The organism is Paenibacillus sp. USHLN196, from assembly GCF_037144955.1.
GTDB classification, from domain to species: Bacteria; Bacillota; Bacilli; order Paenibacillales; family Paenibacillaceae; genus Paenibacillus; species Paenibacillus xylanexedens_C.
Window position 1 is genome coordinate 121,937 of sequence record NZ_JBBCYH010000002.1, and the last position, 26,854, is coordinate 148,790.

Consider the following 26,854-nt stretch of genomic DNA (forward strand, 5'->3'; position numbering starts at 1 on the left):
GAAACACAGGCAGCAGGTTCAGCCTGAATCGATTATAAGGAGCGTTAGAGGGCTATGTCAGTAGAGGTGCAGACGGAATATCTGAAGATGCAAAATGAGAAGGAATCCAATGCAAGATCGTACCCCAGACATTTCCCGCTTGTCATTAGCAAGGCCCATGGGGTGAAGATTACCGATACGGAAGGCCGCGTATTCTACGACTGCTTGGCTGGTGCAGGAACATTGGCGCTGGGGCATAACCATGACACGGTGGTCAATGCCATTCGCGATGTGCTGGATCAGCAGATTCCGCTTCATACACTGGATCTGGCAACACCGCTGAAGCTTTCATATATGCAAGAACTATTCTCCATTCTTCCGGCAGAGATGCGAGACAAAGCCAAAATCCAGTTCTGTGGTCCAACGGGGGCCGATGCAGTAGAAGCAGCCATTAAGCTGGTCAAACATGCTACAGGTGGCAAGTCTATTCTTGCCTTTCAGGGAGGTTATCACGGTTCGACCCAAGCGACAATGTCGATGAGTGGCAACCTGAGCAAGAAACAACATCTGCAAAGCCTGTTACCCGATGTTCATTTCCTGCCGTTTCCTTATGAATACCGCTGCCCATTTGGTGTTGGTGAAGGCATGACGGCCCGGTTGAGCGCACAGTATATCGAGAACCTGCTCGATGATTGCGAGAGCGGTATTGCCGCACCGTGTGGGGTCATTGTGGAGACGGTACAGGGTGAAGGTGGAGCCATTCCGGCAGACATTGAATGGCTGAGGGAGCTGCGCCGAATTACGGCAGAGCGAAGCATTCCGCTCATTATCGACGAAGTGCAGACAGGCATCGGACGAACAGGGCGAATGTTTTCATTTGAACATGCCGAAATCATACCCGATGTAATCATCTGCTCCAAAGCAGTTGGCGGAAGTCTGCCCATGTCTGTCGTCATTTACAAAGAAGAACTGGATCAATGGCAGCCTGGTGCACACACAGGTACATTCCGTGGCAATCAACTAGCCATGGCAGCGGGACTTGCGACACTTCGTTATATTCGGGAACAGGATGTTTTACACAACGTGCATCTACGCAGTGAGCAGTTCATGAATCAACTGAATGCAATGAAAGAGCGGTATGCAGAGATGGGTGATGTGCGAGGCAGAGGACTGATGATTGGCGTTGAGGTGGTTGATTCAATGGGACGCAAGGATCGTCTGGGTCATTATCTGCCTAATGGTGCGCTGGCTGAGTCTATTCAGCGTGAATGTTTCAAGAATGGATTAATTGTAGAAGTGGGCGGGCGTCATTCAGCTGTTGTTCGTTTTCTGCCGCCGCTGAATATTACGGAGCAAGAAACGGGCGCAATCCTTGCGATCTTTGAGAAATCGGTAGCTGAAGCGATTGCCTTGGCAACAGCCGCATGCTGAAGCTTTCCCTGATGAAGAGGCATGCAGTATTAATCGCGATTCTGATCGGTGCTTTTTCGCTGGTGCTGACCAACAGTGCATTTAACCTGCTGCTGCCTTATTTTGTGCAATATTATCAGATCTCTACCACAGCAGGCGGATGGATCATCGCGCTGTACATGCTCGCCATGACGTTAACGATGCCGCTGGCTTCCCTGATCGTGGACCGACTGGGCCGTAAGCAGACGTATATGCTGGGCATCAGTATCTACGGACTGTTCTCGGTGGCAGGTGCATTGTTTTATCACTCCATCGAAGTACTGTTGCTGGTCCGATTCATGCACGGGGTTGCCGCGGGGCTGATGATTCCTTTATCACTTGTGCTGTTGTTCGATGTATACGGACCGGAGGTACGAGGGCGAATTACCGGAGCGTGGGGCTTGCTGCTTATGCTCGCTCCGGCTGCCGGACCAACACTGGGTGGTTTTATCATTCAGTATGGACGGCTCGAAATGTTGTTCTGGCTTAATGTGCCACTGGCTATATTCTCGTTCATCGGCTGCGGTCGAGTCATTCAGACCTATATCCCAGCCCGCAGGAAAAAATGGCATCCATCCAGTGTCATGCTGCTGATCTGCGCGGTAGGTGCCCTTAGTCTGGGGGTACAGTTGTACGCAAGTCCTGTCGTGAAAGTATGGGTACCTTGGATACTTATTGCGCTTGGTGTGGTGTTGATTATTCGTTTTGTCCAATCCGAGAATGGTCGCAAGGAACCATTGATCCGATACCAGTTGCTGCGGCGTAATGCCGTCTTTCCGCTGACTGTACTGATCTCGACCATTCAGGATTGTGTCATGTTTGGCGTGATCTTTGCATTACCGTTGTTGTTCCAGGACGTCTTCCACCTGTCGCCGGCGTTGTCCGGTGCGTTGTTCATTCCCTTGTCGATCTGTACAAGTCTGTTCATGTGGATTGGCGGCAGCTTGCTGGATCGCGGTCGGTCCATGCAGTTTATCGCATGGGGGACGTTGCTGGTGTCCATATCGATCTTGTCGTTTGCAGTTCTGCCCATGGGAGCATCGATCTGGATCATCGGGATGCTCATGGCGTGCCGCGGAATTGGCGTTGGTCTGTCAGGCATGAGTATCTCTGCGATGGGCCTGCAAGCATTACCGGACGAAGACATGCATGAGGGGTCGGTATTATCGACCACAATTGAGCGGCTCGCTTCTTCGTTTGCGGTGATGGGCTTGACCCTATATTACGATATGCGTTGGCAATGGCTTGCCGGGGCAGGAACATCCATGGAGATGGCAAAATGGGGAGCGCTCAAAGAGATCTGTATCGGACTTGGCTGCGCCATACTGCTTACACTTCCCCTGGTCTTACTTATAACCCGAAAGAAGGTTGGCATCATTGTTCGAGATGGAAAACAAGCTCCGGTCTGAGGCTGAGCAGCAGGCCCATGAACATTCATGCAAACTGCTGCTGAACTGTTACATCCGTGAGCTTGCGCTAGAGAAGGAAAACGATATTCGGATCAACCCAAATACGCTGACGTACGCTGTTGCTTTTCAAGCCAGTAGGGTGAAGGTGACAGGACAGCTATCCTATTACTCGGCCATAGGTGAGCATGAATACCTCAGCATGGAATCTGACGGAGAAGCGGTGCATTATCGCGACCTGGTTCGCTGGATCACATGTGAGCTAAGTGGAGATGGGGCACAGGGTGAGAGTTCGGATCAACATGGAATGCTGAAGAGTGCGATAGACCTGAAGAGTTCACTTGAGTTGGAGAATGTACATCCAGTTGATGAGAATAAGAATCGCGTAGAGGCGGCGTATGCCAGAGATTTTGCACAAAAGGTAGATAACAGTGTGCGTAACCTTACGTTGTATATCGAACAAGCAGCCGGTCTCGACATCCACGACTATCGCACATCGGAACAGTCACTGTTGTATGGTCATCCATTCCATCCGTTCCCGAAGAATTCCAAAGGCTTCAGCGAGCAGGATGTTCAGAAGTACAGTCCGGAACTACGGACATCGTTTCAACTCTGTTATATCGCCGTGAGGCAAGACGTCTACGTGCAGGAATGGGTGGATGACGAGGCGGTAATGGATTTGCATGATCTCCTGCGGAGCCATGTGGAGCCAATTTTAAAAGAAAAGAGTGGAATGTATGGGCTGCTGCCCGTCCATCCATGGCAATACGCGTACATATCACAGTTGACCGAGGTACAGCACTATATTCGAGATCAAAAATTGATTCTGCTCGGCAATGCGGGGCCAACCGTCTATCCAACTTCTTCGGTCCGTACAGTCTATATTCCGGCATGGAACTGCAATATCAAGCTGTCACTGAACATGCAGATCACCAACATGATTCGCACCAACAGTGCTGAGCAGATGCGCAGAACACTGGATGCCTCCAAATACGTCAGCCAGCATGACTGTTTCGGTGCTGATGAACAGAACACGCATATTGCGTATGAGACAGGCGTAGCGACTTGTACCTTTGATGATGAAGAGTTAACCAGTCTGTTTACGATAGCTTATCGTCCCATTGAGTTCGACCCTGCGAATACGTATGTCTTATCCAGTCTGGTTGAAGCACCGCTTCCTGGGATGCGGTCGCGACTAATGACAATGCTGGGCGGTGGACGTGACATACCGGAGCGCTGGCTGGATCGTTATCTGGCATGTTCTCTGTTGCCGATTGTACGGGCGGCGGGCGAGAAAGGCATTCATTTTGAAGCCCATTTGCAGAATACCCTTGTGACCTTAAAGGATGGGTTGCCTGTGGATTTTATCGTCCGCGATCTGGAAGGGGTCAGTGTGGATGAGGAACTTATAAGTGAGCAGGATCGTGCTGCGTCCGATTTATTATTTTATTCGCGAGAGAAAGCCTGGGCGCGGACTTCTTACTATTTTATCGTCAATCATCTGGGGTCTCTAATTCATGCAATGGCGCGAGATGTGAACGTACCCGAGGAGCATTTCTGGAAGCAGGTACGTGAGGTACTTGTGGATGAACTGGAACGAACGGGCAATGCATATGTGCAACATCTGCTGACAACGGATGCTTTTCTGGCCAAACAAAACTTGGTGAGTTGTCTAAGGGGTATCAGCCAGACCCCGGCCTACGTGCCGGTGAGCAATGTAATGAAACGAATGGGGAGTGAAGTACATGGGAGTCGTGGGATACAGGGCTGAAGCAGGCGGCAGGACAGAAGCAGTCTACGTGGGTGTACAGGAACGGATCATGCGGCAGACGCTGGAGGCGATGTGGTTCGAAGGCATTCTGGACAGTCATGTAAGTGGGAGCGAATGGCGAACCGAGGGACTTACATCGTCAGGAAAACCTGTGGCGTACACGTGTGAAGCCGAGCGGAAGTTTTCATTTGGCCGGGTGAAGGTGAAGAAGGGTTCGATCCAAAGGGAAGGCGTCCGCTGCACCGATCTGGATCTGTTTCTGGAGGAAATCGTGCTGAATGCTTTGAAGGGTGCAAATGTGACAGCTTTTATCCAGGAACTTCTCGAAACGATGGCAAAGGATAGTCAGTGCCGGGCGATATTACCCTTGAACATTCCGAGTGAGGATCGGCATTATGATGCGCTTGAAAGTCATATGACCGACGGTCATCTGTACCATCCGAGTTATAAGTCGAGGCTGGGATTTTCTCTGAAAGACAATCTGGCCTATGGCCCTGAATTTAACACGGAAGTTGCATTAGTCTGGGTTGCTGTGAAAAAAGATTTGGCTCAGACCGCTGTATCCGCAGGGTATAGCTCTGAAAAACTGGTGGGGCAACATCTGACCGCAGAGGATATGCAGCGATTTCAACAGATCCTGCAACAACAAGGTCGTACGGACACGGGCGAGAACGTCAACGCATATGCGACGATTGCAGATCAGCCTGGGAGCAGTACCGATGTTCGTGATATAACCATTGCTCAAGATAGCTTAGTAGGCTCTAGCGTTGGTGGCAAAGGCAGCAAGGTTGATGGGGAAATAGGTTCTGACGCGGATGATCGATATGTGTTCATTCCAGTTCATCCATGGCAGTGGGAGCACCAGTTGGAATCGGTATTTGCCCGTCAGCGCATGGATGGAGACATCGTATATCTCGGTCCATCGTCTTCGCCCTATCGCGCGCAGCAGTCGATCCGTTCGCTGTCGAACCAGGTGAACCCGGAAGCCCCTTACATCAAACTGGCCCTCAGCATCACCAACACGTCGAGCACACGTATTCTGGCACAGCATACGACCCAGAACGCACCGCTGATCAGCGATTGGCTGGAAGAACTCATTCGTGAAGATGAGCTGTTGCAGCAGGTGCAGTTTGGCATTTTAAAAGAAATCATGGGACTGTCATTCCGTTATGAACAGTTGCCTGCAACCCAATATGGACGAGCCTACGGCACACTTGGTGCGATCTGGCGGGAGAATGTATCGGTTCATCTGAATGAAGGCGAGACAGCATGGCCGCTGAATGCGTTGATGTTGGTGCAGCCGGATGGTGTTCCATTTATTCAGGATGCTGTAGAACGACATGGTGTGGAAAAGTGGAGCGAGGCCCTTGTTCGCACAGTTACACTGCCGATTATTCATCTGCTCTATGCACACGGGATTGCGCTGGAATCTCATGCTCAGAATATCATTTTGGTACTGGAAGATGATTTGCCCAAACGAATTATCATCAAGGATCTGCATGATGGTGTTCGCTATGTGCCGGATCAACTGTTGTACCCGGAACGGGCACCGAAACTGAATCCAGAGCCCGAAACTCATCGCAAGTTCAATCGGTATTCCTTCATCTATGCCGGCGATGTGTCGGAAGTCCGTGACTATACATATGACGCATTCTTTTTTATCTGTATGACGGATATTGCGCTGGCTTTGGAGAAGTTTGGGTTGTCGGAAGAAGCGTTCTGGCAGCTATGTGCAGGTGTGATTGTGGATTATCAGCGCGAGCACCCGGAGTACGAAGAGCGATTCGCTGCATTTGACCTTTTTGCCGAAGATGCAATGATCGAAGAGATGACCAAGCGCCGTCTATATGGGGATGGAGAGTTATATTTCCGCAAGGCGAGCAATCCGCTCAAGATATCGAAGGATGCACTTGAATCAAAGAGAACACCCGAATTAAAGGGAATCGTCGAATGAGAATTAACACGCTGAAGGAAAAAATTGCACGCAAACAGCCCGTCTATGGCCTTTTTGTATCCATACCACACCCGGTGATCATTGAGATGATCGGACATGCGGAATATGACTTTGTCATTATTGATCTGGAACATGCCGCAATATCGATGGAGCAGGTGGAAGAGTTGGTCCGTGCGGCGGAACTGGTCGGCCTAACCCCGCTGGTTCGGATCTCGAAGGTGGAGAGAGCGGAGATTCTTAAGGTGCTGGACTGTGGCGCACAAGGTATCGTCATTCCGCATGTCGAGCAATTGGAGCAGGTGGAGGAAGCTGTTCGTCACGCCTACTATCATCCGGTTGGTATGCGGAGCTTGAATAGCGGTCGTCCCGGTGTATTCGGGAAATATCCGCTCACGGGATACATTGGGGAAGCGAACGAACAAGTGATGGTTGTACCCATGATCGAAAGCGTGGAGGGCGTGCGGCAAAGTGCACAGATTCTGTCTCACCCTCAGGTGAGTTTTGTATTGGAAGGGGCGGCGGATCTGTCGCAATCCCTCGGAGTGCCATGGCAGACAGAGCACCCGGATGTGAGACATGTACTGGATGAATTGCATGCTACTGCCCAGCAGTGCAAAGTACCTTATGCAACGGTCACCAGAGGTGTGGAGGATATGTCGCTCTGGGCTGAGCGGGGAGTACATATATATGTGCTTGGTGATGATCGGAATACGGCGTTTCGGGCATATGCCCAAAAACGGAATGACTACAGGAATGCGGGTGGGCAGATATGAAACCTAGTGTATGGCATGCGGTTGATGAACTGCAACGCGGGATGGAAGAACCGGTATGTGCGTACGTTTACGACTTGGCTGGCATTCAGGAACAGGTACGTCAGATGCTGGACAGCATGCCCCGGAACACACAATTGTTCTACGCCATCAAGGCGAATCCAGATCCGAGCATCATTGAGGCGTTGCTTCCATTGGTGAAGGGATTTGAAGTGGCTTCGATTGGAGAGCTACTCAAGGTTAGAGCGGTAAGTCGCGAGGTTCCGATTCTGTTTGGAGGTCCGGGGAAAAAGGAGAGCGAACTGCGTCTGGCGATCGAGCATGGCGTGAGCTACATCCATGTGGAGAGTCTGTTGGAACTTCGGCGCATCATTGCGATTGCGAAAGAGAGGGCGATGGAGCAGGAGCAGGTGCAGGAGAGCAGGCAGAAGCAAGAATGGGAGCAGAACCCGGGACATGAGCCAAAACACAAGCAACAACAGGAGCAAGCGCAGGAAGTGCGCATACTGCTCCGAATCAACCTGCGAAGCAGTACGTTACCTCGGACGAAGATTGTTATGGGTGGTGGGCCGAGTCCTTTTGGAATCGATGAAGAGGCAGTGGAAGAAGCCATTGAACTCATTCGTGTGGAAGGCGCGGGTGTGGTTCGGTTAAGCGGGTTCCATTTCCATTCCTTGTCTAACAATATGGATGCCAGGCTGCATGCCGAGATGATCGAGCTGTATTTGCAAAAGGTGGAGCAGTGGCAGCAGCAGTATGATCTACCTGTGGAAGTGGTGAATGCAGGAGGTGGATTCGGTGTCACGTATGATGGCAGTCCCGGATTCGACTGGCCATTATTCACTTCTCTGCTGGAGCAAAGTGAAGCCAGACAGCGCCTTGTTTCACGTGGAGGCCAGCTGTATTTTGAATCGGGTCGACTGCTGGTGGCAGACCATGGATATTACGCAGCAGAGGTTACGGATATCAAAACTTCTCATGATCAGTATTTTGCCGTGTTAAGGGGAGGTACGCACCACAATCGTCTGCCTGCTTCATGGGGGCATAACCATCCGTTTCAGATTATGGCGACAGATCGCTGGAAACACTCGTTTGCCCGACCAGAGGTAAGAGATCGTCGAGTTCATGTGGTAGGTGAGCTATGCACACCCAAGGATCGCCTGCATTCCGATGCGGAGGTAGCACTGCTGCGCGTGGGAGATATTATTTTGTTTGAAAAGTCTGGAGCTTATTGCTGGACCATCTCGCATCATGATTTTCTGGGGCATCCGCACCCGGCATTCCATTATCTAACGGAGGACAATAATCATGTCAACACTGATGAAGCATACCAGTCTGCAAGCCGCTGAACGCCGGATTATGGCGGATCTGATGAACGCCTTCTTGTCGGAGCAATTGCTTCCATTAGAAGGTTATTCGTTCAATGATTTTGCTACGGCCCCTGCACCGTTCCGTCGATTGTATAAGGAATATGACAGAGAAGAGCACAATCATAATGTAGCTTCTCGCTATAGATTACACACTCAAGGCGTGCTGTGTTTGGTTGAAACAGGAGTAAGACAGGGGACTCAATGGGTTCAGGGTTCACCAATCTACGAGGAGAAACCAGATGGAAGCTGGGTTCTCCTTGATTCTCCGGTAGAGGTTGGACGTGCCGTGTTACAGAAGGCTTTGTCGGATGAGGCCTATGCGCAGCCCGGAGTGGCGGAGTTTCTTGCTAGTCTGGACATTGCTGTGGAGCAGTATGCTCTGGGCTGGGAACAAGTCCAGTATCTGTCCACCAACGTCCCAGCTTCTGCTTATGAATGGTTTATCAAAGGTGAACGTGTTGCGGCGTTGCGGGATCGTCCATTTCACCCATCGTCCAAAGCCAAAGTGGGATTCAACGCAGAAGATGTAACTCGGTATGCAGCAGAATTCGGGAAGGCGATTTCGCTGCGCTGGGTAGCTATACGGCTGGATGCCGTGCAGCAAGGTTGCGAAGATGGGATGTCCATTTTGGACGTGTTAGACGATGTTCAGCGTGGAGTAGTGGAAGCCGAGTTTACCCGCAAAGGGATCACGTTGGACGAATATCTGCCAATGCCTGTTCACCCGTGGCAATTGGAACATGTGATTCTGCCTCGCTTCACGGGAGAGATCGAAGAGGGTAGCATAGTCGTATTAGACATAGAAGTGGGCGAAGTACAGGCCACATCCTCTCTGCGCTCGATGGCCCCATCAACCGAGTCCACCCGGATGCTTAAGCTACCGGTTAGTGTTCTGTCTCTGGGGGCTGCTCGTTATCTTCCGGTAGTCAAACTGTTGAATGGTCTTGCTGGAGAACGGATGCTAAGGCAAGCTGTAGCTTGTGACGAGACGTTGAAGGACAAGGTGTATATGTGCAAAGAGCAGAACTGGTGGGGTTTCATGCCGGAATCCATGGGACTGTTCGATGATCATCCCCGCCACCTGGCTGCACAGATTCGTGTGTATCCCTCTGAGTTGTTGGATGATGATTATAAAGTCATTCCAATGGCTGCACTGGGTGTGAATCTGGAAGGGCATCATCTATTGACGGACATTCTGGGTGATAACCCGAGCAGTACGGACGTGGTAGATTTCTACAATAATATAGCTACGACGTTCTATGATATCGTGATGCGTTTGTTCAAGGTGGGCGTTGTACCCGAGATTCATGGTCAGAACTGCTGTCTGGTGTTACGGGATAATCAGGTAAAAGGTATATTGTTCCGCGATCATGATTCGGTGCGTTTGCATCAGCCTTATCTGGACAAGCATGGCATTGCAGACCCTGCATACCATATTCGGCCGGGTTACTCGAACAGCCTGTATAACGAGACGATCCAGAAGCTGATCTTCTATGTGCAGTCTTTGGGGACGCAGGTGAATCTGGCTGCGATCATGGAGGCTTTGAGCGAGGTGTATCACATCCCGGAAACGAAGTTATGGGAGATCACAGAGCAAGCTTGGAAGGAAGCGCTGCAACATGTGCAGCTTCCCGAATCCGATCGGGCCGCGCTCGCTCATACGATATTCGAGAGCAGGGAGTGGCCCGTGAAGTTAGTTGTCCGTCCGCTGCTTGAAGCGGATGGGGTGCCAGGCGCGATGCCATCGGGCAAAGGCATAGGGTGGAACCCTTTTTACAAGGGATAGAGGTTGGGTATGATTGGTGTAGAAGTGTAGAGAGAAGAAGTGGCGTGCTATAGTATAGAAGGTGACCCGTTTGAGGGGTTGCCTTTTTGGTTTGTTGTTATCGCGAGTTCTAATGCTTGAAGGAATAAAATGTTCATCAATCTGGCTAAAAAATCTTGCGAAATGGAGGTATAGGGAAGAGACTGGTGGTATAATCGGGTTATGTGTTACAGTCATACTTGAATACTTCCGAAAAGGTTTTCGTAAAAAGCGATATTTAGTGTTGTAACCGTAATCATAATTTACTTGAAGAAAGTGAGAATCTACCATGAATCAGAAGAGGCTTTTTAATGATGGATGGCAATTTGCGAAAAGTAAGCTGGATGTTACGGAACCTGCGGGTCTAGTGTATGAACCTGTGGAACTTCCCCATGATTGGCTGATATATAATACGCTTGAACTGTATGAGGACAGCATTGGATGGTACCGCAAGACGTTCCATTACACGAAGAATGAGCAGCAACTTTTGCTCTGTTTTGATGGCGTATACATGGATTCTTCCGTGTATGTGAATGGGCAGCTGGTTGGGGAGTGGAAGTATGGCTATTCCGCTTTTGAGCATGAGATCACGAATGCACTGGTGGAAGGCGACAATGAGATTGTAGTCAAAGTGGTGCATCAGAGCCCGAACAGCAGATGGTATTCCGGGGCCGGAATCTATCGCCATGTGTGGCTAAAAACGAGAGACCGCAACCACATCGTGACGGATGGAACGTATGTATCGATTCAGCAGCAGCCGGATGGCTGGCAGGTGGAAGTGGATACGGAGCTGAACCTGGAACAGAATCAACAAGCAGAGCTGGTGCATACGATCCGGTATGAAGGTCAGGTGGTGGCATCCAGCCAAGCGAATGTTACGGCTTCGGTGGGTGAGAATGCGGCAGCATCAGTAGATAGCCAACAGCTTATGGTTGTGAATCCTAACCTATGGAGCCCGGATGCACCGCATCTGTATGAACTGGTGACGGAGCTGCGATTGACCTCGGATGATCAGGAACATCGGACAGTTGAATCGGTATCACAGCGCATTGGATTCCGGGATATCAAGCTGGATGCCAATGAAGGGTTCCACCTGAACGGAGTTAAGATGAAGCTGAACGGCGTGTGTGAACACCATGATCTCGGTGCGCTGGGAGCTGCGTTTAACCTGACGGCATTGCGTAGAAGATTTGTTTTGCTCAAAGAAATGGGCGTTAACGCCATCCGCACCGCGCATAATATGCCTGCCAAAGAGTTCATGGAACTTGCGGATGAGATGGGTATGCTGGTTGTGTCTGAAGCCTTCGATATGTGGGAACGTGCCAAAACGCCATACGACTATGCGAGATTTTTCCCGGAGTGGGTGCATACCGATGTGAAGAGCTGGGTGAAGCGCGACCGTAACCATGCCAGCCTGATTATGTGGAGTATCGGGAATGAAATCTATGATACCCATGCGGATGAGCGTGGACAGGAAGTAACTCGGATGCTGATGGATTATGTGCTGGAGTTTGATCCAAAAGGTAATGCTGGCGTGACGATTGGTTCCAACTACATGCCATGGGAAAATGCACAAAAATGCGCAGATATCGTGAAGCTGGCAGGTTACAACTACGCGGAAAAATATTACGACAAACATCATGAAGAACATCCAGATTGGATCATCTATGGAAGTGAAACGTCTTCTGTGGTGCAGAGTCGTGGCATCTATCACTTCCCGTTCGAACAGCCGATTCTGGCAGATGATGACGAGCAGTGTTCGGCTTTGGGTAACAGTACGACGAGCTGGGGCGCGAAGTCGGCAGAATACTGCATTTTGGCAGAGCGGGATACGCCGTATTCACTGGGTCAGTTCCTGTGGACTGGATTCGATTATATCGGAGAACCGACACCGTATCATACGAAGAATTCGTATTTTGGACAGCTGGATACAGCAACGTTCCCGAAAGACTCCTATTATATCTACCAAGCGGCTTGGACGGATTATAAGAAAAGTCCGATGGTGCACCTGTTCCCTTATTGGGATTTCAGCCCGGGTCAGATCATTGATGTACGCGTGTGCAGCAACGCACCGAAGATTGAGCTACAACTCAATGGTAAAACGATTGGCACGTACGATATCGATCATGCCAATGGAACACAGCTGTCTGGCTGGTGGAAAGTGCCGTACGAAGAGGGCGAGCTGAAAGCGATCGCTTACGATGAGAACGGTCAGATCATTGCAACCGATGTGCAAAGATCATATACGGATGCGAAGAAGATTCGTCTGCAAGCGGATCGGGAACAATTGCAAGCGAATGGCACAGACCTTATTTTTGTAGAAATTGATGTGGAAGATGAAGCGGGTAATCCGGTGCACAATGCGAACAATCGCGTACAAGTTCAGGTGACGGGTGCAGGACGATTGCTGGGTCTGGATAACGGGGACAGCACGGACTACGATCCATACAAAGGTTTGAGCAGAAGACTGTTCAGCGGCAAACTGATGGCCATTATCGGAGCAACAAATGAACCTGGAACGGTCCGAATTGAAGTTTCTTCCGAAGGTTTGGAAGGGGCTGTAGCTGAGTTTGAATCGCATATTGTGAATGAGGAACTGGTTGATGAGAAACAAGCGAAACCTGTCTTCATGAACAATGAAGAACGTCCAGTGCTTACCGGGAATGCTCAGGAGATTCCTTTGCGGAAAATTGAGATCATCAGTAAAGCAGGACAGTTGCTCGATCCATCTAACCCGGAGCTGGTCGTAACCGCCAAGCTGTACCCGGAGAACACTTCCTACCGGGATATCGAGTGGGCTGTTGTGAATGATGCGGGGATCGAGTCTAACATTGCCAAAGTGGAAGCTGTCCAAGCGGAAACGGGCGACAACGGTGAGCATCAACATGCGGTGAAGGTATCGGCTATAGGTGATGGGGAGTTCCGGCTTCGCGCAACCAGTACCAACGGTACGGATAAAACGAAACTCATCTCGCAGCTGGAATTCAAGGCCGACGGTCTCGGCACAGCGTACAAAGATCCATACGGCTTCATCACGGGCGGACTGTATGATTACACCAAAGGTGAAGTTGGTAACGGCAACGAACGTGGGGTAGCCACAAGTCGGGATGGGGAGACACACGTGGGCTTCCGTAATATTGACTTCGGACCGTACGGCTCCGATACCATAACGATTCCTATTTTCACGCTGTCCAGTGAGGACTACTTCATTCAGATCTGGGAAGGTATGCCGGATGAAGAAGGAAGTACGATGATCGCGGATGTGGTGTATGACAAAGAGTCCATTTGGAATGTGTACCAGGAAGAGACGTACCAACTATCCAAACGTCTTAGCGGAATTACGTCGATCTGTTTTGTACTGAAGCAGAAGATTCATATTAAAGGCTTCTCCTTCGAACGTCAGAGTCGGGCCTTCGAGCAGAATGCTGCTGCATCCTGTGATCATCTCTATGGAGATACGTTTAAAATTGAAGGTGACCGTGTTGAAGGCATCGGGAACAACGTGTCGTTGGAGTTTGAAAACATGGACTTTACGACAGAAGGCACGTCGAAGCTCGTGATCTACGGCCATTCACCGATTGATAAGAATACGATTCATATTCGCTTCGCAGGTGCGGACGGACAGAGCAACCAGCTGGTTGAGTTCACACAGTCGAGTGGATACGAAGAACGGGTGTTTGAGCTTGAACAGGTGAAAGGTGAGCAGAAAGTAAGCTTTATCTTCCTGCCAGGCAGTCAGTTTGACTTCGGCTGGTTCCGATTCGAGAAGTAGAGTACAGATCAATCCCCTTCAAGTAAACGGTGTTCGTTCAGAACATGTGGTTACTTGAAGGGGATTTTTTAATAATGTGTAACGCTGATGCAAGAAAACGGAGCGCTCATGCCTTCTTCTATGGAGAAAAAATGTTGCAGAAGTTATTGTTCCATTTTACGTTGTAATGAAGAAATCCCCTCGGGTCCACGGTGTTGATCGCATGTCATCATGTGATCTTTTTTCACTGTAACCAGGAGGGGATATGGTAGGCCAACTGCTGTTGGTTTAGAGTTGAACTGCTGTTTTCTTACCTTCTTTACGTTTCTTAGCGTATTCTGCTGTAGCGGTAAACAAGACATCCGAGGATGAATTCAGGGACGTTTCAAATGAGTCTTGCAACACTCCGATGATGAAGCCAACCCCAACGACTTGCATCGCAATATCATTCGATATGCCGAACAAGCTGCATGCCATAGGAATAAGAAGAAGAGAGCCACCCGCCACGCCCGAGGCACCTGTAGCGGCTACAGCGGATAACACGCTGAGAATCAGCGCTGTTCCAAAATCCACTTGAATACCCATCGTATGAACAGCCGCAAGGGATAAGACCGATATGGTAACGGCTGCCCCCGCCATATTAATCGTAGCGCCCAACGGGATGGATACCGAATACGTATCCTTGTCTAAGCCTAACTTTTCACACAATCTCATATTGACTGGAATGTTCGCCGCAGAACTTCGTGTAAAGAATGCCGTAATCCCGCTTTCTCTTAAGCACTGAAAGACGAGGGGATATGGATTCTTACGAATGTTCAGATATACGATTAGTGGATTCACAACAAGCGCGGTGAACACCATACATCCAACAAGAACGGAAAGTAATTTTCCGTAACCCAACAAAGACGAAAGTCCGCTTGTTGTAATGGAGTCAAAAATAAGACCCATAATCCCGAACGGTGCAAACTGGATTACCCATTTCACAATCTTCGATACTGCTTCCGAGAATTGAGTAATCAGGTTTTTGGTGTTATCACTGGAGCTTTTGAGAGCAACACCAAACAGCACCGCCCAAGCCAGAATACCGATATAGTTAGCGTTCATCAGTGCACTTACCGGATTATCAACCATCTTCAATAGTAAGCTCTTCAGGACCTCGACAATGCCATCAGGTGGGGTCAACTCTTGCACGCTCGATACCAAAGTCAATGTAACCGGAAATAAGAAACTTGCCACAACCGCGAGCAGCCCAGCCAGAAAGGTACTCATAACGTAAAGGACGATAATCCTTTTCATATTGGTTTGAACACCTTTTCGATGGTTGGATATAGCGGCCATCACCAAAAGTAACACTAAGATTGGAGCAACCGCCTTTAATGCTGAGACAAATAAGGAACCGAAAAGTGCAATTCCTGTTGCACCGGGCACGATCAGGGCCAAGACAACCCCCAAGACAATTCCTAGTAAAATTCGTTTAATAAGACTCATTCGGTTCCATTTCGTTAATGCCGTTCTCATCCATATTCCTCCGAGTTTCAATATAAAATCTTATCAAGCAACGCATCGGCGCTGTAATGGAGCATAGCGTTAGTTTATCACGGAATTTGTCTCTTGTGTGGTGTGGTAATATTTGTATTATAGATCATCCCGTCCCCCGCTGTCCTTTTGCCTTCTCCATCGTGTATACCTTTGTTCATATGCTGATGTTTAGTCTCTATTATGTATTTTTCGCCTCAGAACAGTTCAGTTCCGCGGTAACTCAGGGGGTACAGCGTTTTCTTGAATGGGAATATGCAGCGATTGGTGGAGATGGGGATGAGTTTGACCATAACGGTAGCGTTGTTTGTAGTATTCCAAGGCTGGAGTTATTGGACGGCAAAAAGGAAGTTGAGCTCCGCTTCATAAGGGTATTTCGCTTCCCTCATAATTAAACAATGAAGCCATGCTGGCAAGACAAAGGACAACTACAGCAGGACTCTTGTCTTTTTTATTGGGCTTTCCTCATAGTTATTCGCACACTCTCCGAATGTGCTAAGGACATAGTATAAGGCATATATACTGTGTGCCTTGGCCTAAGGAGATGACCATTTTGAAGTATCTGAACAAGAGGACAGCCACCCTCAACAAATTAAGGCCCAGTCGTTCTACGTTGAAATGCAGAAAAAAACACTTGGGAAAACGAAAGAAATGCCATATTATCCGTAGATCTTATCGGAGAAAGCGCTGCTCACTGAAGCGTCCATTAAGATCACAGAAAATGGCCCGTGACAAAAAAGTCATTGCATTACCGAGAGGGGGAGGCAGCAACCCGGTATGCTGTGAGCCCGCCCCCCAGCTCGCTCCGTTGAGACAGCACGAATTGGAGACTGTGAGTCTCCCTGGAACGCAAGGTGTGGCAGGTGCCCAGGGCCCTGCCGGATCTCACGGTGAGCCGGGGCAAGCGGGGCTTCCTGGAGCGCAAGGCCCTGCAGGCCCTCACGGCGGGACGGGTCAACAAGGGGTTCCTGGAGCGCAAGGCCCGGCTGGTCCTCAAGGTGAATCGGGGCAACGGGGAGTTCCTGGAGCGCAAGGCCCCGCAGGCCCTCGAGGTGAATCGGGTCAACCCGGAGTTCCGGGAGCACAGGGTCCCGCTGGTCCTCAGGGTGAACCGGGTCTACCCGGAGTTCCCGGAGCGCAGGGTCCTGCAGGTGCTCAAGGCGAACCGGGTCAACCGGGAGTTCCCGGAGTCCAAGGACCAACGGGCCCCCCAGGTGAGCAAGGTCCGCCGGGCAGCGTACCAGGAATTGAAATCATTCCTACGGTAAACCGTTACTTCTATTTTCCGGACACCGATCTGGATTTGTCGACCTCGGTTATAATTCCTGCCACAGCATTCACAAATGACGATGGCGGCAGCATAACAGAGTTTGCCGGGGTTGGAATTACTAGTTTCAACAATCTTTATATAAACGGGATCGTCCAACCAGGAAACTCATACAATGTAAGTGCGGAGGGGTTGTTTTTTCCGCCACAAAACGGTGTGATCTTTGCAGGGACACCTATTACTATTGAGATAATTATAATAACAGCCAATATCATAAATGGTTAAAATTGGTTTTAGTTGCTGGTTCCTTTGCCTTCACTACTCCCAAACCTACCACATATACTATGTTAGGTAGGAGGTGAGAAACATGCCACTTGTGACACCCTTTCAGAACAGTTTAAGATTTGCTGCAACCATTGGTGATGGGACCGGCACTGGGGCAACGTTTGCCATTGCTGCGACTGCTTTTACAAACGACGCTGGTGTAGCTGCAACCGCATTTCCAGGCACCTACAACTACTACAATCTTTATATTAATGGCCTTATGCAAACAGCAGATACATCCTCGGCTACGACGACTACAATTACAATTCCCGGTGGAGATGCATTAAATGATGGGACTCCAATTGTCGTACAATTTGTAGTGTCTTAAAGAAGATTTAATCCTACTGTATCGTTATCTTGTGCGACTTCTATCTGTGATAGAAGTCGTTCTTTTTGTACAAGATACCCAGTCGACACAACCGCATTCATCCATGCATTAATGTGCAAAAATAGTTACCCAAGGATGTTGCCCATCGACCGGATAACCACTGAGGAAATGATCCTTCCATTTGATTCCAATCTTCCTTCTTACTTGTTAAAATTTGGTTACATAAACTACGGTCAGGTTAGCGGGTGATAAGGAAATGCAGCGAATCGAGGTACATCCCGATCTATTGGAGGAAAAGGTCCGGTTGGTCCAGCAGAAGAAACAGGAACTGGAGCGAATGGTCAGGGAACTGGAGAAATCCATCTATATGTTGCAATCTGATTGGTCGGGTGTGACAGGAGAGCGTTTCTTCTGGGATTTTATGCAGGTGAAAGAAGTGTTCCCGACTACACTCGGGCTGTTGGACGAAATCCAGAAAGAGTTTACGTTTATCGCAATGAACTTCAGAACAACGGATGGCTCAGGTGAGGTTGCGCTGTATGTTCCAGAAGAACTAAAGCGGAATTTCGCTGTAGGGCTGCTTGATAAATCAGTAGGAGAAACATTAACAGGAATGGGCCAGACGGCAGAAGCTTTCTTCTCTAACTCGTTCAGTACATTAAGTAGTGTGGCATATGCGATGACAGTGGGCAAAGTTGTAGACGTTGGGCGTGGTATTCAGTTTGCATGGGATACCGCTTGGGGTACGGGAACGGCGAGGTCTGATATAGAGCAATTTGTAGAAGAGCAGAAGAAGCAGATCGATGAGAGTGGAGCAGGGTATTACGGTGGAGCGATGACGGGACAGGTCCTAGCGTATGTTTTATTTGGCAAAGCTTTTCGTTCGATGGATGATAAGCATACCGATCTGGGTGGATCGGGTGGAGCTAAGCCGGAGCATGGTGGGATTTTTAAGTATAACGAGAATTTAAAACTTACTGAAATCCAACAAAAAAAGATATCTGAGTACATTGGAGTGAATTCCGATGAACTTATAAGTTCAGGACTAGCAAGTGAGGACACATTAAAAAAGATTCTAAAAAATTTAAAAGAAGGATCAAAATCTGGTAGGGAAGGTTTTAGACTGGAAGCTGATACTGCTAAGTTATTACTTGATAATAAAATAAAAATAACAGAGGCTGGTACAACTTATAATGCTAAGGAATTAGGTGGTAGGATAGGGGAGATTGATCTGGGAACATCGAATTATATTATTGAATGTTTCAATGCTACTGGAGGTAAATCAAAATCAATAAGTGATTTTTATAAATACTTTGAAGGCGATGTTAAGCAGCCACATATAAATCCTGATCATAAAGGAGTTATTTTATATGCCCCAAATGGTATTGATACTGTGAAAGCAAAAAATATAAGTTCAATTGGTGTTGAAATTGTAACATCTCCAGAGGAATTAATTAATACCCTAAAAGGAGACAAAAGATAATGTCACAATCCAATATAGTAATGTACATGGAAGAAGAACTTAGTATTGAGAAATTAAACAGTGTGCTGTCTGAGTTTGGTGCCAAAGATCAAATATCCTCTTGGGGAATAGAAAAATCCAACAGTTGGATATGGGTTAACTATTATATTCTTAAAGATCATGATGAGATAAGGAATATGTGGTTTGATATTTCTAAGGATAAGGTTAAAAATACTAATCTGAAAACTGCATTATTTATTCAACCTAGCAAGGATCGAAATGCTACCTTTTTGGCGTTATCTTTTTGTAAAGAGATTTACTCAATCCTTGATAAAAGCAAAGATGTGTTTATATATCATGGTGATAGTGGATTATTTGTTAATGATGAGATAGAGAATTTAAAATTTAAAAACACTCAACAATTTTATGACTCTAGACTAATTAATGATGAAGTAATCGAAGATATTATCCAATGTTTAAACGAAGAGCTTGTCGGTGGAATAGAGTGTATTGAAGAAGAAGGTGGATGGGATGGTGAGGAGCTGCAATACTTAGACTTATTTAAGAACCTTTTTGAGATGAGAGAAGATCTAAAAGTTCAATCTATAAATAAATCTCTTGAAGAAAAGATAAATCATGTAGATGAGTTGATTTTGAGATTATTGGACATAGATGATGAAAAATTATTGATTACTGCTGGGGATGAGAATAGAGACCTACCTATTAACAATTGGTGGTGGCATCTTGATAAAGTAGATTCAGGAATACTCAAAGTACATATTAAGGAGGGATCTGCTAGTTACCAAGACCAAAATAATGATAAATGATCGATAACTATGTTTTAAAATCAATAATTAATAGAAATAAATTGAAATTCTTTTTAGGATAATTACCCGTGATAGAGAGACTAATCACGGGTACGGCTGAGGCTCTCATCTATCATTCGTTCAATACTGTAACCAGTCTTGTATATGCTATGACAGTGGGCAAAGTTGTGGACGTTAGGCGTGGGATTTTGCGCAAATTTCGGAGGGAATTAAGGAATGTCTATTAGTGCTGTGATACATGAACCACAAAATGATTTTGAAAAGAGTTTTTTTGTTCCAGTTGCAACAGAAACTTTTTTTAAAGATTGCTGGACACCCGCAGTTGAAGTATTAGATTTAAAATGGATAGATCTTTTCTCAACTGGTGTTGATGTAGAAGGGGAAGATGTGCCGATGATTGTTGAGGAACTACTTCTGGTAAAGGAATGGGCTGTAAAGAATTTAAAAGATGATCAAAGGGATAAAATAGTCGAAAGAATAGAGGGACTTCGAGAAAAGTTGCCACTTGCATTTCAAAGACAGGACGTAATTGTTTTTATAGGGTAAAGGATCATATTTTAGGAGTTACAACGAATTATGAGAGTGGGAAAAGGAGTAGTGCTACATCGATCCCTAAAGCCTTTAAACGAAACATCACAACTGAATTACAGATAAAGCATACAGCACTTCTACCGGAAAAAACGTAGAGGTGCATTTTTATGGAATGCGGATACTAGCAAGTACTACGAATATGAGATTGATTACTAAATGTTGAGGTGAAACAGAATGTTATTGGAAAATGCAGTATCCAAACTAAATAATATAAATTGGGCCTTAGTAGGTACTGTTATCTCTGAGGAGGATACTAAACTCGGATATGAATTCCTCAGAAGAATGGCTCAGTTTTATAAAGCGGAGCAGCTGAAGCCTATGCCACCTGCATTTACAAATGTGGCGAAACTGCTAGGGGATCACGGAGAGGAATTAGATATTTCAGCTTATTGTAGTTCAGAGGCTGTTGCGTATTTGAATCAAAACTCCTATGTGAAAAGAATATTTGAATACTATTTACAGTTGGCGAAGTACGCAGAGAATACTCCGAGCATCAGTCAATATCTAGACATATATGAACCGTTAATTAAACTTTTTGAACGGGGCGGTTCTTTTACCATCAAACCACTCTCACTAGAAATTATACAAGTCTCACATTTCCCATTAAATAATTGGTATGAAAAATTTGTTGAGAAAGATCCGATTGATATTTAATAATCTGTAGATCACTAGGCTAATATTTCGCATAATCGTATTCATAGAGAAGCACTTCTACCAGACCATAAGTAGAGGTGCTTTTTCTATGAAATCAAACAATTAATGAAATCTTCCACAGATTGGTCGATAATATAGAAGAAGCAACTTTCAGCTAACATATACATAAAGAACTATCCACAACCATCCTACACCCACACGAGGTACATTCATGAAACAAGGCATATATGAACAGCTTATCAACACCATCACCAGACATGAGATTTCGGCGCTGGACCCGGATGTGTATAACATTGGGACCGAGAAGTTGGATGCAGAGGAAGCACGTAAACTGCTGTCCACGTATCTGGCAGCGGTGACCCGGCGAGCGCTCAAGATTGTGCGGGAACAGACGGAAGATAAGACAGCAGTGTTGGCGCAGATCCGAACGTGTAATGAGATTATTGCTACCCTGAAAGGCACACTGGGGGAAGAAGAATACAACGAATTGCAACTGGATGAGCAGGGGGAAGTGCTGACCCATGTGTACTCCAAGCTGAACAGCATTCGTGCGGTCCGGGATACCAAAATCGTTCGTCCAGATACGCCTATCGCCCAAAGCTCTTTATTCACAGGTGCAAAGTCCGAGCCGAGTATGTTATTGGAGTTGCAAAAGGAGATCGTGACCGCCGATCGGATCGATTGGCTGGTATCGTTTATCAAATTCAGCGGGCTTCGCCTGCTGCTGGAACAGCTCCAGCAATTTACGGCGGGTGGCGGGAAGCTGCGGATCATCACAACTACATACATGGAAGCAACCGACCTGAAGGCCATTACTGAACTCAGCAAATTACCTAACACTGAAATCCAGATTTCCTATGATACCAAAGTGACTCGGCTACACGCCAAAACGTACATTTTTCACCGCGATACTGGCTTCACTACAGCTTATGTCGGCTCCTCTAACCTGTCCAACCCGGCGCTGACCAGTGGTATGGAGTGGAACCTCAAGGTGACGGAGAAGGATTCACTCGACGTGCTGCGCAAGATTGAAGCGACCTTCGAGAGTTACTGGAATGACCGTGAATTTACGCGGTATATGGCTGAGGATGATGGCCATGAGGCACAGTTGAAGGCGGCTCTGAATCGTAAAAAAGATCAGTCCAACCACTTTCACCTCGACATCCAGCCTTACGATTACCAAAAAGAAGTGCTGGAACAGCTGGACGCCGAGCGTACGCTGTATGGACGAAACCGCAACCTCATCGTGGCCGCCACAGGTGTTGGCAAAACGGTCATCTCAGCCTTCGATTATAAGCGGTTCCGGACAAGCCATGCGGGAGCCAAGCTGCTTTTTGTCGCCCATCGGGAAGAAATCTTAAAGCAGAGCCGGGACACGTTCCGGTATATCCTGAAGGATATGAACTTTGGTGAGCTGCATGTCGGGAATCACCGAGCGGAGGCGCTGGACCACCTGTTTGTTAGCATTCAGAGCCTTAACGCTATGAAGCTGACGGAGATCACCAGTCCAGATTATTACGATTACATCATTGTGGATGAATTCCACCATGCCGCTGCACCTTCTTACCAGAAGCTGTTGTCCCACTACGAACCGAAGATCTTGCTGGGACTCACAGCGACCCCGGAACGGATGGATGGCAAAGACATTACCGCCTACTTCGATCATACGATTGCCGCCGAGATCCGTCTGACTGATGCGATTGATCGGAAGCTGCTGAGTCCGTTTCAATATTTTGGCATCACCGATACTGTCGATCTATCTCAGGTGAAGTGGTCTCGTAAAGGCTATGACCTGAACGAACTGGAGAAGCTCTATACCCATAACAAAATCCGTGCCAACCAGATCATTCAAAGTCTGAACAAATACGTAACCGATCTGGACGATGTGAAGGGGCTTGGTTTCTGCGTAGGGGTGGATCATGCGCTCTATATGGCAAAAATATTTAACGAAGCTGGCATTCCATCCATGGCCCTACATGGCGGGTCGAACGAACAGGAGCGTCATTCTGCGAAAGGACAGCTGGTGAACGGGGAACTGCGCATGATCTTTGTCGTGGATCTGTACAATGAGGGCGTGGATATCCCTGAGGTGAACACCATCCTGTTCCTGCGTCCTACCGAGAGTCTGACCGTATTCCTGCAACAGTTGGGACGTGGACTACGGATGGCGGAGGGCAAAGAGTGCCTGACCGTGCTCGACTTCATCGGGCAAGCGCATCAGGAGTACAGGTTCCAAGATAAGTTCCGCGCTCTGATCGGCGTCACCAAACATTCCATCTCGTACTACGTCGAGAACGGCTTTTCTAACCTGCCACGCGGCACGTTCATTCAATTAGAGAAGCAAGCGAAAGAATACATCATGCGCAACCTCAAGCAGATGAGTCGTAATCGCAGAGCGCTGATCCAGAAGCTGCAAAAGTTCCAGCAAGACACCGGACTGCCGCTAACCTTGGCTCATTTTGTAGAGCATCACGGGATGACACTGGTTGAATTGTATGGTGGACGCACGGGGAAAAGGTATTTCCGTGGCATGTTGGCCGAAGCCGGATTAACAGCACCCATTGAAGATGAACACGAAGAGTACATCCGCAGACTGCCGTCTGTGCTGACGATCAACTCCCGAAGCTGGCTGACGTTCCTGATCGACTTTATTGAAAAAGGCAAAGAAGCAACCACCGCCGATGAACGGCGCATGTTGATTATGTTCTATTACACCTTCCATCGGGCCGCGCCTGAGAAACTAGGATTGAGCAACATCGAAGAGGGTGTGCAGCGTGTGCTGTCTTGTGAAGCATTCCGAGCAGAGCTTGTGGATATTTTTAAATATAATCTGGCTCATCTGCGATTTGTGGATAAAAGTAATTCGTTCCCGTACACTTGTCCACTGGATATCCACTGTATGTACTCTATTGACCAAGTTCTTGCTGCCTTTGGTTACTGGAATGCCCAGCAATCCCCCGCCTTCCGTGAAGGCGTGAAGTATTTTGCCGATGAACAGACCGATATCTTCTTCATTACGTTGAACAAATCGGACAAAGACTTCTCACCCTCCACGCTGTATGAGGATTATGCGATCAACGAGCGTCTATTCCACTGGCAGACACAGAGCCGGGTATCAGAGCATACGGCTACCGCGCAGCGATATATTCATCATCGCGAGACAGGCAACCGGATCGCCTTGTTCGTGCGGGAGTATAAGGAGGAGCATGGCTATACGTCTCCATTTGTATTCCTGGGCGAAGCGGATTATGTGAGTCATGAAGGAAACAAACCGATGAGCTTTGTATGGCGACTGCGGGAAGAGATGCCTGCGAAGATGGTGGCGGTGGCGAATAAGTGTATTGTTTGAATAAATAAAAAAGGTATAAGATCAACTTGAATTCATTACAACGTTAACTTCAACTAAAATTGAGTGGAACATAAATATAGCAATTGTTAATTGTTTTGGGTCGTCGTAGTATCTTATTTAGTTTTAATACAAATCTACTATTTCCAAAAAAAAGTATGTAAATTAGGGCTTCTTAAAAAATGCTAATGTGCTTTTCTCAGTGACTATACTTGTAGTTCGTGTTGCAAGTTCAATATTCTTGGATTCTTATCGGCAATGATAATTTATAAGGGGAAATTATACTTATTTATTCTCCATTAGCTCAATACTTGTTTGTATGATTAGTTAAACCACTGGTGAATTATTCAAAAAAATCTAATAGATATGCTACTGAATACTTCAATATATGGCAGCAATAAAAGCTGAAAAAATCGCATATCTATTATCCTTTTAATAACGAATATTTTTGGAGATGCAGTTTTGCCAGAAGAAGCAAAAACATTTCGACTAGAAGAGCATATAAAAATATTAACTGATAAAATATATAAAACAATAAAAAAAGCCTGATGAAATGATAGAGTATCACATTTGAATTTATCAGATATGTTCTAATTTATCAAAAAAAATTGAGATAAACTATAAACTGTTACAGGAAGGAAATAGTAACAGTGTCAGTGTCAAAGCTATCAAGACACTGACACTGTTACTATTTTTTTGGAAATAAGCTATGAATTACAATCACAATGTGGAGCCAATTCAAAATCTTCAGGTAACCAAAAATTATTTTTTTTTCGCAATTTTCTCGCTTTTTCTGGGAATAACTTATTCTTTTCTGCATAAATCTTTTCAAGTAAAACTAAATCATTATGATTATTCGATATCCTATCTTGTATAATTCCACAATTTCCCAATTCAAATCCTACCCATTTGCGAGATAATAATTCCGCAACAGCGAGAGTGGAACCACTTCCCCCGAATGGATCTAATATGGTGTCTCCTTCATTTGACCCAATAGTAATAACTCGATCAAGAAGTTTGATAGGTAGTTCGTTAAAGTCTCTGTTCTTTGAATTAGAATGGCGAACGGGGTAGATATCAGTCCAAACATCTGAGATATTCACCCCTAGACTGTTCATCTTTCTCTTATACCCACCGTAATCTTTTATTTCCCCTCCACAATGCCTACAGGTTTGAAGCGGTATACGCTGGTTGTTAAATGACTTAGGACGGTCTCCTTTGACATAATAAAGAAGACTATAGTGAGAAGGATACAATCTATTTGTAATTGGTAAAGAATGCTTCATATCCACAGTTATCATATTATAAAATTTCAATGAGTGGTTTAAATGATTAGCAAGAATAGAATTCCATTTAGGAAGATTGTATATAAAAATAGATCCTCCTGGTTTTAGAACTCTTACACATTCATTTAGCCATTGAATACACCAATTGATATAATCACTAACTGATTTTTTATCATTAACACCAGCATCATAACTTTTATTTAAATTAAAAGGTGGATCCGCAAAGATAAGATCAATAGACTCGTCTTCAACAAAATGGAACATTTCCATTACATCGCCATTATATAAAATGCCATTTGGAGTTGAAAAGAAAGCAGTATTTTTATGATTTGGCTTAATAACTTGAGAAGGAAGGTCTGTGTTTTTTTCTAAAAGATATGCAATATCTTTAATATGTTTCAAATAAGTGTCTTGATAGTGAATAGGTACAACTCCCAGCATCAAAGAAAGTTCTAATTCACTTAAATCAAGATACTTTAAAAAAGCATCAAGAACTTCCCTATCATGAGGTATAAACGTACTTTCCTTTAGAGATAGGACTTGTTTTTTATTCAACTTAAATTGATCTTTAAAGAATTTGAAAATTTCAGGTTCGTCATTTAACTTCACTTTATCCATAATAATGTCATAGATCGAATAGTACTTCATTTTTGTATTCACTTCCGTAACTTAAAGTCTGTTGACTTATAATCTACAAAGATTTTATCATTTAACAAAGATAAGTGTCAATTATCGGAAGTTGGTGTCTAAATGACAGACATAAAAAAAAAATTTGGTGAAAATGTTAGACTTTTACGAATAAATAAAAAATTATCTCAAGAAGAACTGGCTTTTAGATGTGGGTTACATAGGACATATGTCTCCGATGTTGAGAGAGGAACTCGAAATATCTCTCTAGACAATATTTATAAAATATCAGTGGCATTGGACGTACCGCCTGCGGAACTTTTAATTTTATAAATCACAGAAAATGGGAGGG

18 protein-coding genes are annotated in these 26,854 nt (G+C 46.4%); 16 read left to right on the plus strand and 2 right to left on the minus strand.

The annotated features are described in order from the left end of the window. The first annotated feature begins 54 nt into the window (after positions 1-54). From WFI24_RS03830 to WFI24_RS03865, 8 genes are all read left to right on the plus strand, one after another. Positions 55-1,410: a diaminobutyrate--2-oxoglutarate transaminase gene (locus tag WFI24_RS03830; protein ID WP_336758909.1), complete on the plus strand. Its 1,356-nt coding sequence runs from the start codon at positions 55-57 to the stop codon at positions 1,408-1,410. A gap of 11 nt (positions 1,411-1,421) precedes the next feature. Further along, entirely contained in the window at positions 1,422-2,837 is a 1,416-nt protein-coding gene (locus WFI24_RS03835; RefSeq protein ID WP_336758911.1) for an MFS transporter, read from the plus strand. After that, entirely contained in the window at positions 2,815-4,605 is a 1,791-nt protein-coding gene (locus WFI24_RS03840) for an IucA/IucC family protein (protein ID WP_336759625.1), read from the plus strand. Before WFI24_RS03835 ends, WFI24_RS03840 begins: the two co-directional genes overlap by 23 nt. Further along, complete coding sequence (locus WFI24_RS03845) at positions 4,580-6,559, plus strand: IucA/IucC family protein (RefSeq protein ID WP_336758913.1); 1,980 nt, start codon at positions 4,580-4,582, stop codon at positions 6,557-6,559. Before WFI24_RS03840 ends, WFI24_RS03845 begins: the two co-directional genes overlap by 26 nt. Further along, positions 6,556-7,332, plus strand: coding sequence for an HpcH/HpaI aldolase family protein (locus tag WFI24_RS03850; protein WP_336758915.1), 777 nt, complete (start codon positions 6,556-6,558; stop codon positions 7,330-7,332). The genes WFI24_RS03845 and WFI24_RS03850 overlap by 4 nt, the downstream gene beginning before the upstream one ends. Next, positions 7,329-8,678: a type III PLP-dependent enzyme gene (locus tag WFI24_RS03855; RefSeq protein ID WP_336758917.1), complete on the plus strand. Its 1,350-nt coding sequence runs from the start codon at positions 7,329-7,331 to the stop codon at positions 8,676-8,678. The genes WFI24_RS03850 and WFI24_RS03855 overlap by 4 nt, the downstream gene beginning before the upstream one ends. Beyond that, positions 8,638-10,485, plus strand: a complete 1,848-nt coding sequence (locus WFI24_RS03860) for an IucA/IucC family protein (protein ID WP_336758919.1) — start codon at positions 8,638-8,640, stop codon at positions 10,483-10,485. Before WFI24_RS03855 ends, WFI24_RS03860 begins: the two co-directional genes overlap by 41 nt. 307 nt (positions 10,486-10,792) lie before the next feature. Continuing rightward, entirely contained in the window at positions 10,793-14,275 is a 3,483-nt protein-coding gene (locus tag WFI24_RS03865) for a glycoside hydrolase family 2 TIM barrel-domain containing protein (RefSeq protein ID WP_336758921.1), read from the plus strand. Between the two features lie 267 nt (positions 14,276-14,542). On the opposite strand, the gene sstT is transcribed toward WFI24_RS03865, so the two are convergent. Beyond that, positions 14,543-15,772, minus strand: a complete 1,230-nt coding sequence (gene sstT, locus WFI24_RS03870; RefSeq protein WP_336758923.1) for a serine/threonine transporter SstT — start codon at positions 15,770-15,772, stop codon at positions 14,543-14,545. A 739-nt stretch (positions 15,773-16,511) separates the two neighbouring features. On the opposite strand from sstT, the gene WFI24_RS03875 reads away from it, so the two are divergent. The 7 genes from WFI24_RS03875 (at position 16,512) to WFI24_RS03905 (ending at position 24,592) form a co-directional block, all read left to right on the plus strand. Further along, complete coding sequence (locus tag WFI24_RS03875; protein ID WP_336758924.1) at positions 16,512-17,342, plus strand: DUF4183 domain-containing protein; 831 nt, start codon at positions 16,512-16,514, stop codon at positions 17,340-17,342. A gap of 82 nt (positions 17,343-17,424) precedes the next feature. Then, entirely contained in the window at positions 17,425-17,709 is a 285-nt protein-coding gene (locus WFI24_RS03880) for a DUF4183 domain-containing protein (RefSeq protein ID WP_091034485.1), read from the plus strand. Between the two features lie 256 nt (positions 17,710-17,965). Next, on the plus strand, positions 17,966-19,192 hold the full coding sequence (locus WFI24_RS03885) for a WXG100 family type VII secretion target (protein WP_336758927.1): 1,227 nt from the start codon (positions 17,966-17,968) through the stop codon (positions 19,190-19,192). Further along, positions 19,192-19,998: a hypothetical protein gene (locus tag WFI24_RS03890; RefSeq protein WP_336758928.1), complete on the plus strand. Its 807-nt coding sequence runs from the start codon at positions 19,192-19,194 to the stop codon at positions 19,996-19,998. Before WFI24_RS03885 ends, WFI24_RS03890 begins: the two co-directional genes overlap by 1 nt. Positions 19,999-20,214: 216 nt before the next feature. Next, positions 20,215-20,544 (plus strand): hypothetical protein, encoded by a 330-nt coding sequence (locus WFI24_RS03895; RefSeq protein WP_336758929.1) that lies wholly within the window; start codon positions 20,215-20,217, stop codon positions 20,542-20,544. Between the two features lie 219 nt (positions 20,545-20,763). Further along, positions 20,764-21,243 carry a hypothetical protein gene (locus WFI24_RS03900; RefSeq protein ID WP_336758930.1) on the plus strand — a complete coding sequence of 160 codons (480 nt, stop codon included), beginning with the start codon at positions 20,764-20,766 and terminating at the stop codon, positions 21,241-21,243. A 211-nt stretch (positions 21,244-21,454) separates the two neighbouring features. After that, positions 21,455-24,592: a DUF3427 domain-containing protein gene (locus tag WFI24_RS03905; RefSeq protein ID WP_336758931.1), complete on the plus strand. Its 3,138-nt coding sequence runs from the start codon at positions 21,455-21,457 to the stop codon at positions 24,590-24,592. 704 nt (positions 24,593-25,296) lie between these two features. Here WFI24_RS03905 and WFI24_RS03910 read toward each other — a convergent pair. Further along, positions 25,297-26,493, minus strand: a complete 1,197-nt coding sequence (locus WFI24_RS03910; protein ID WP_336758932.1) for a DNA methyltransferase — start codon at positions 26,491-26,493, stop codon at positions 25,297-25,299. A gap of 132 nt (positions 26,494-26,625) precedes the next feature. Between WFI24_RS03910 and WFI24_RS03915 the strand changes: the two genes are divergently transcribed. Beyond that, positions 26,626-26,835 carry a helix-turn-helix domain-containing protein gene (locus tag WFI24_RS03915; protein ID WP_336758933.1) on the plus strand — a complete coding sequence of 70 codons (210 nt, stop codon included), beginning with the start codon at positions 26,626-26,628 and terminating at the stop codon, positions 26,833-26,835. Positions 26,836-26,854: the final 19 nt, after the last annotated feature.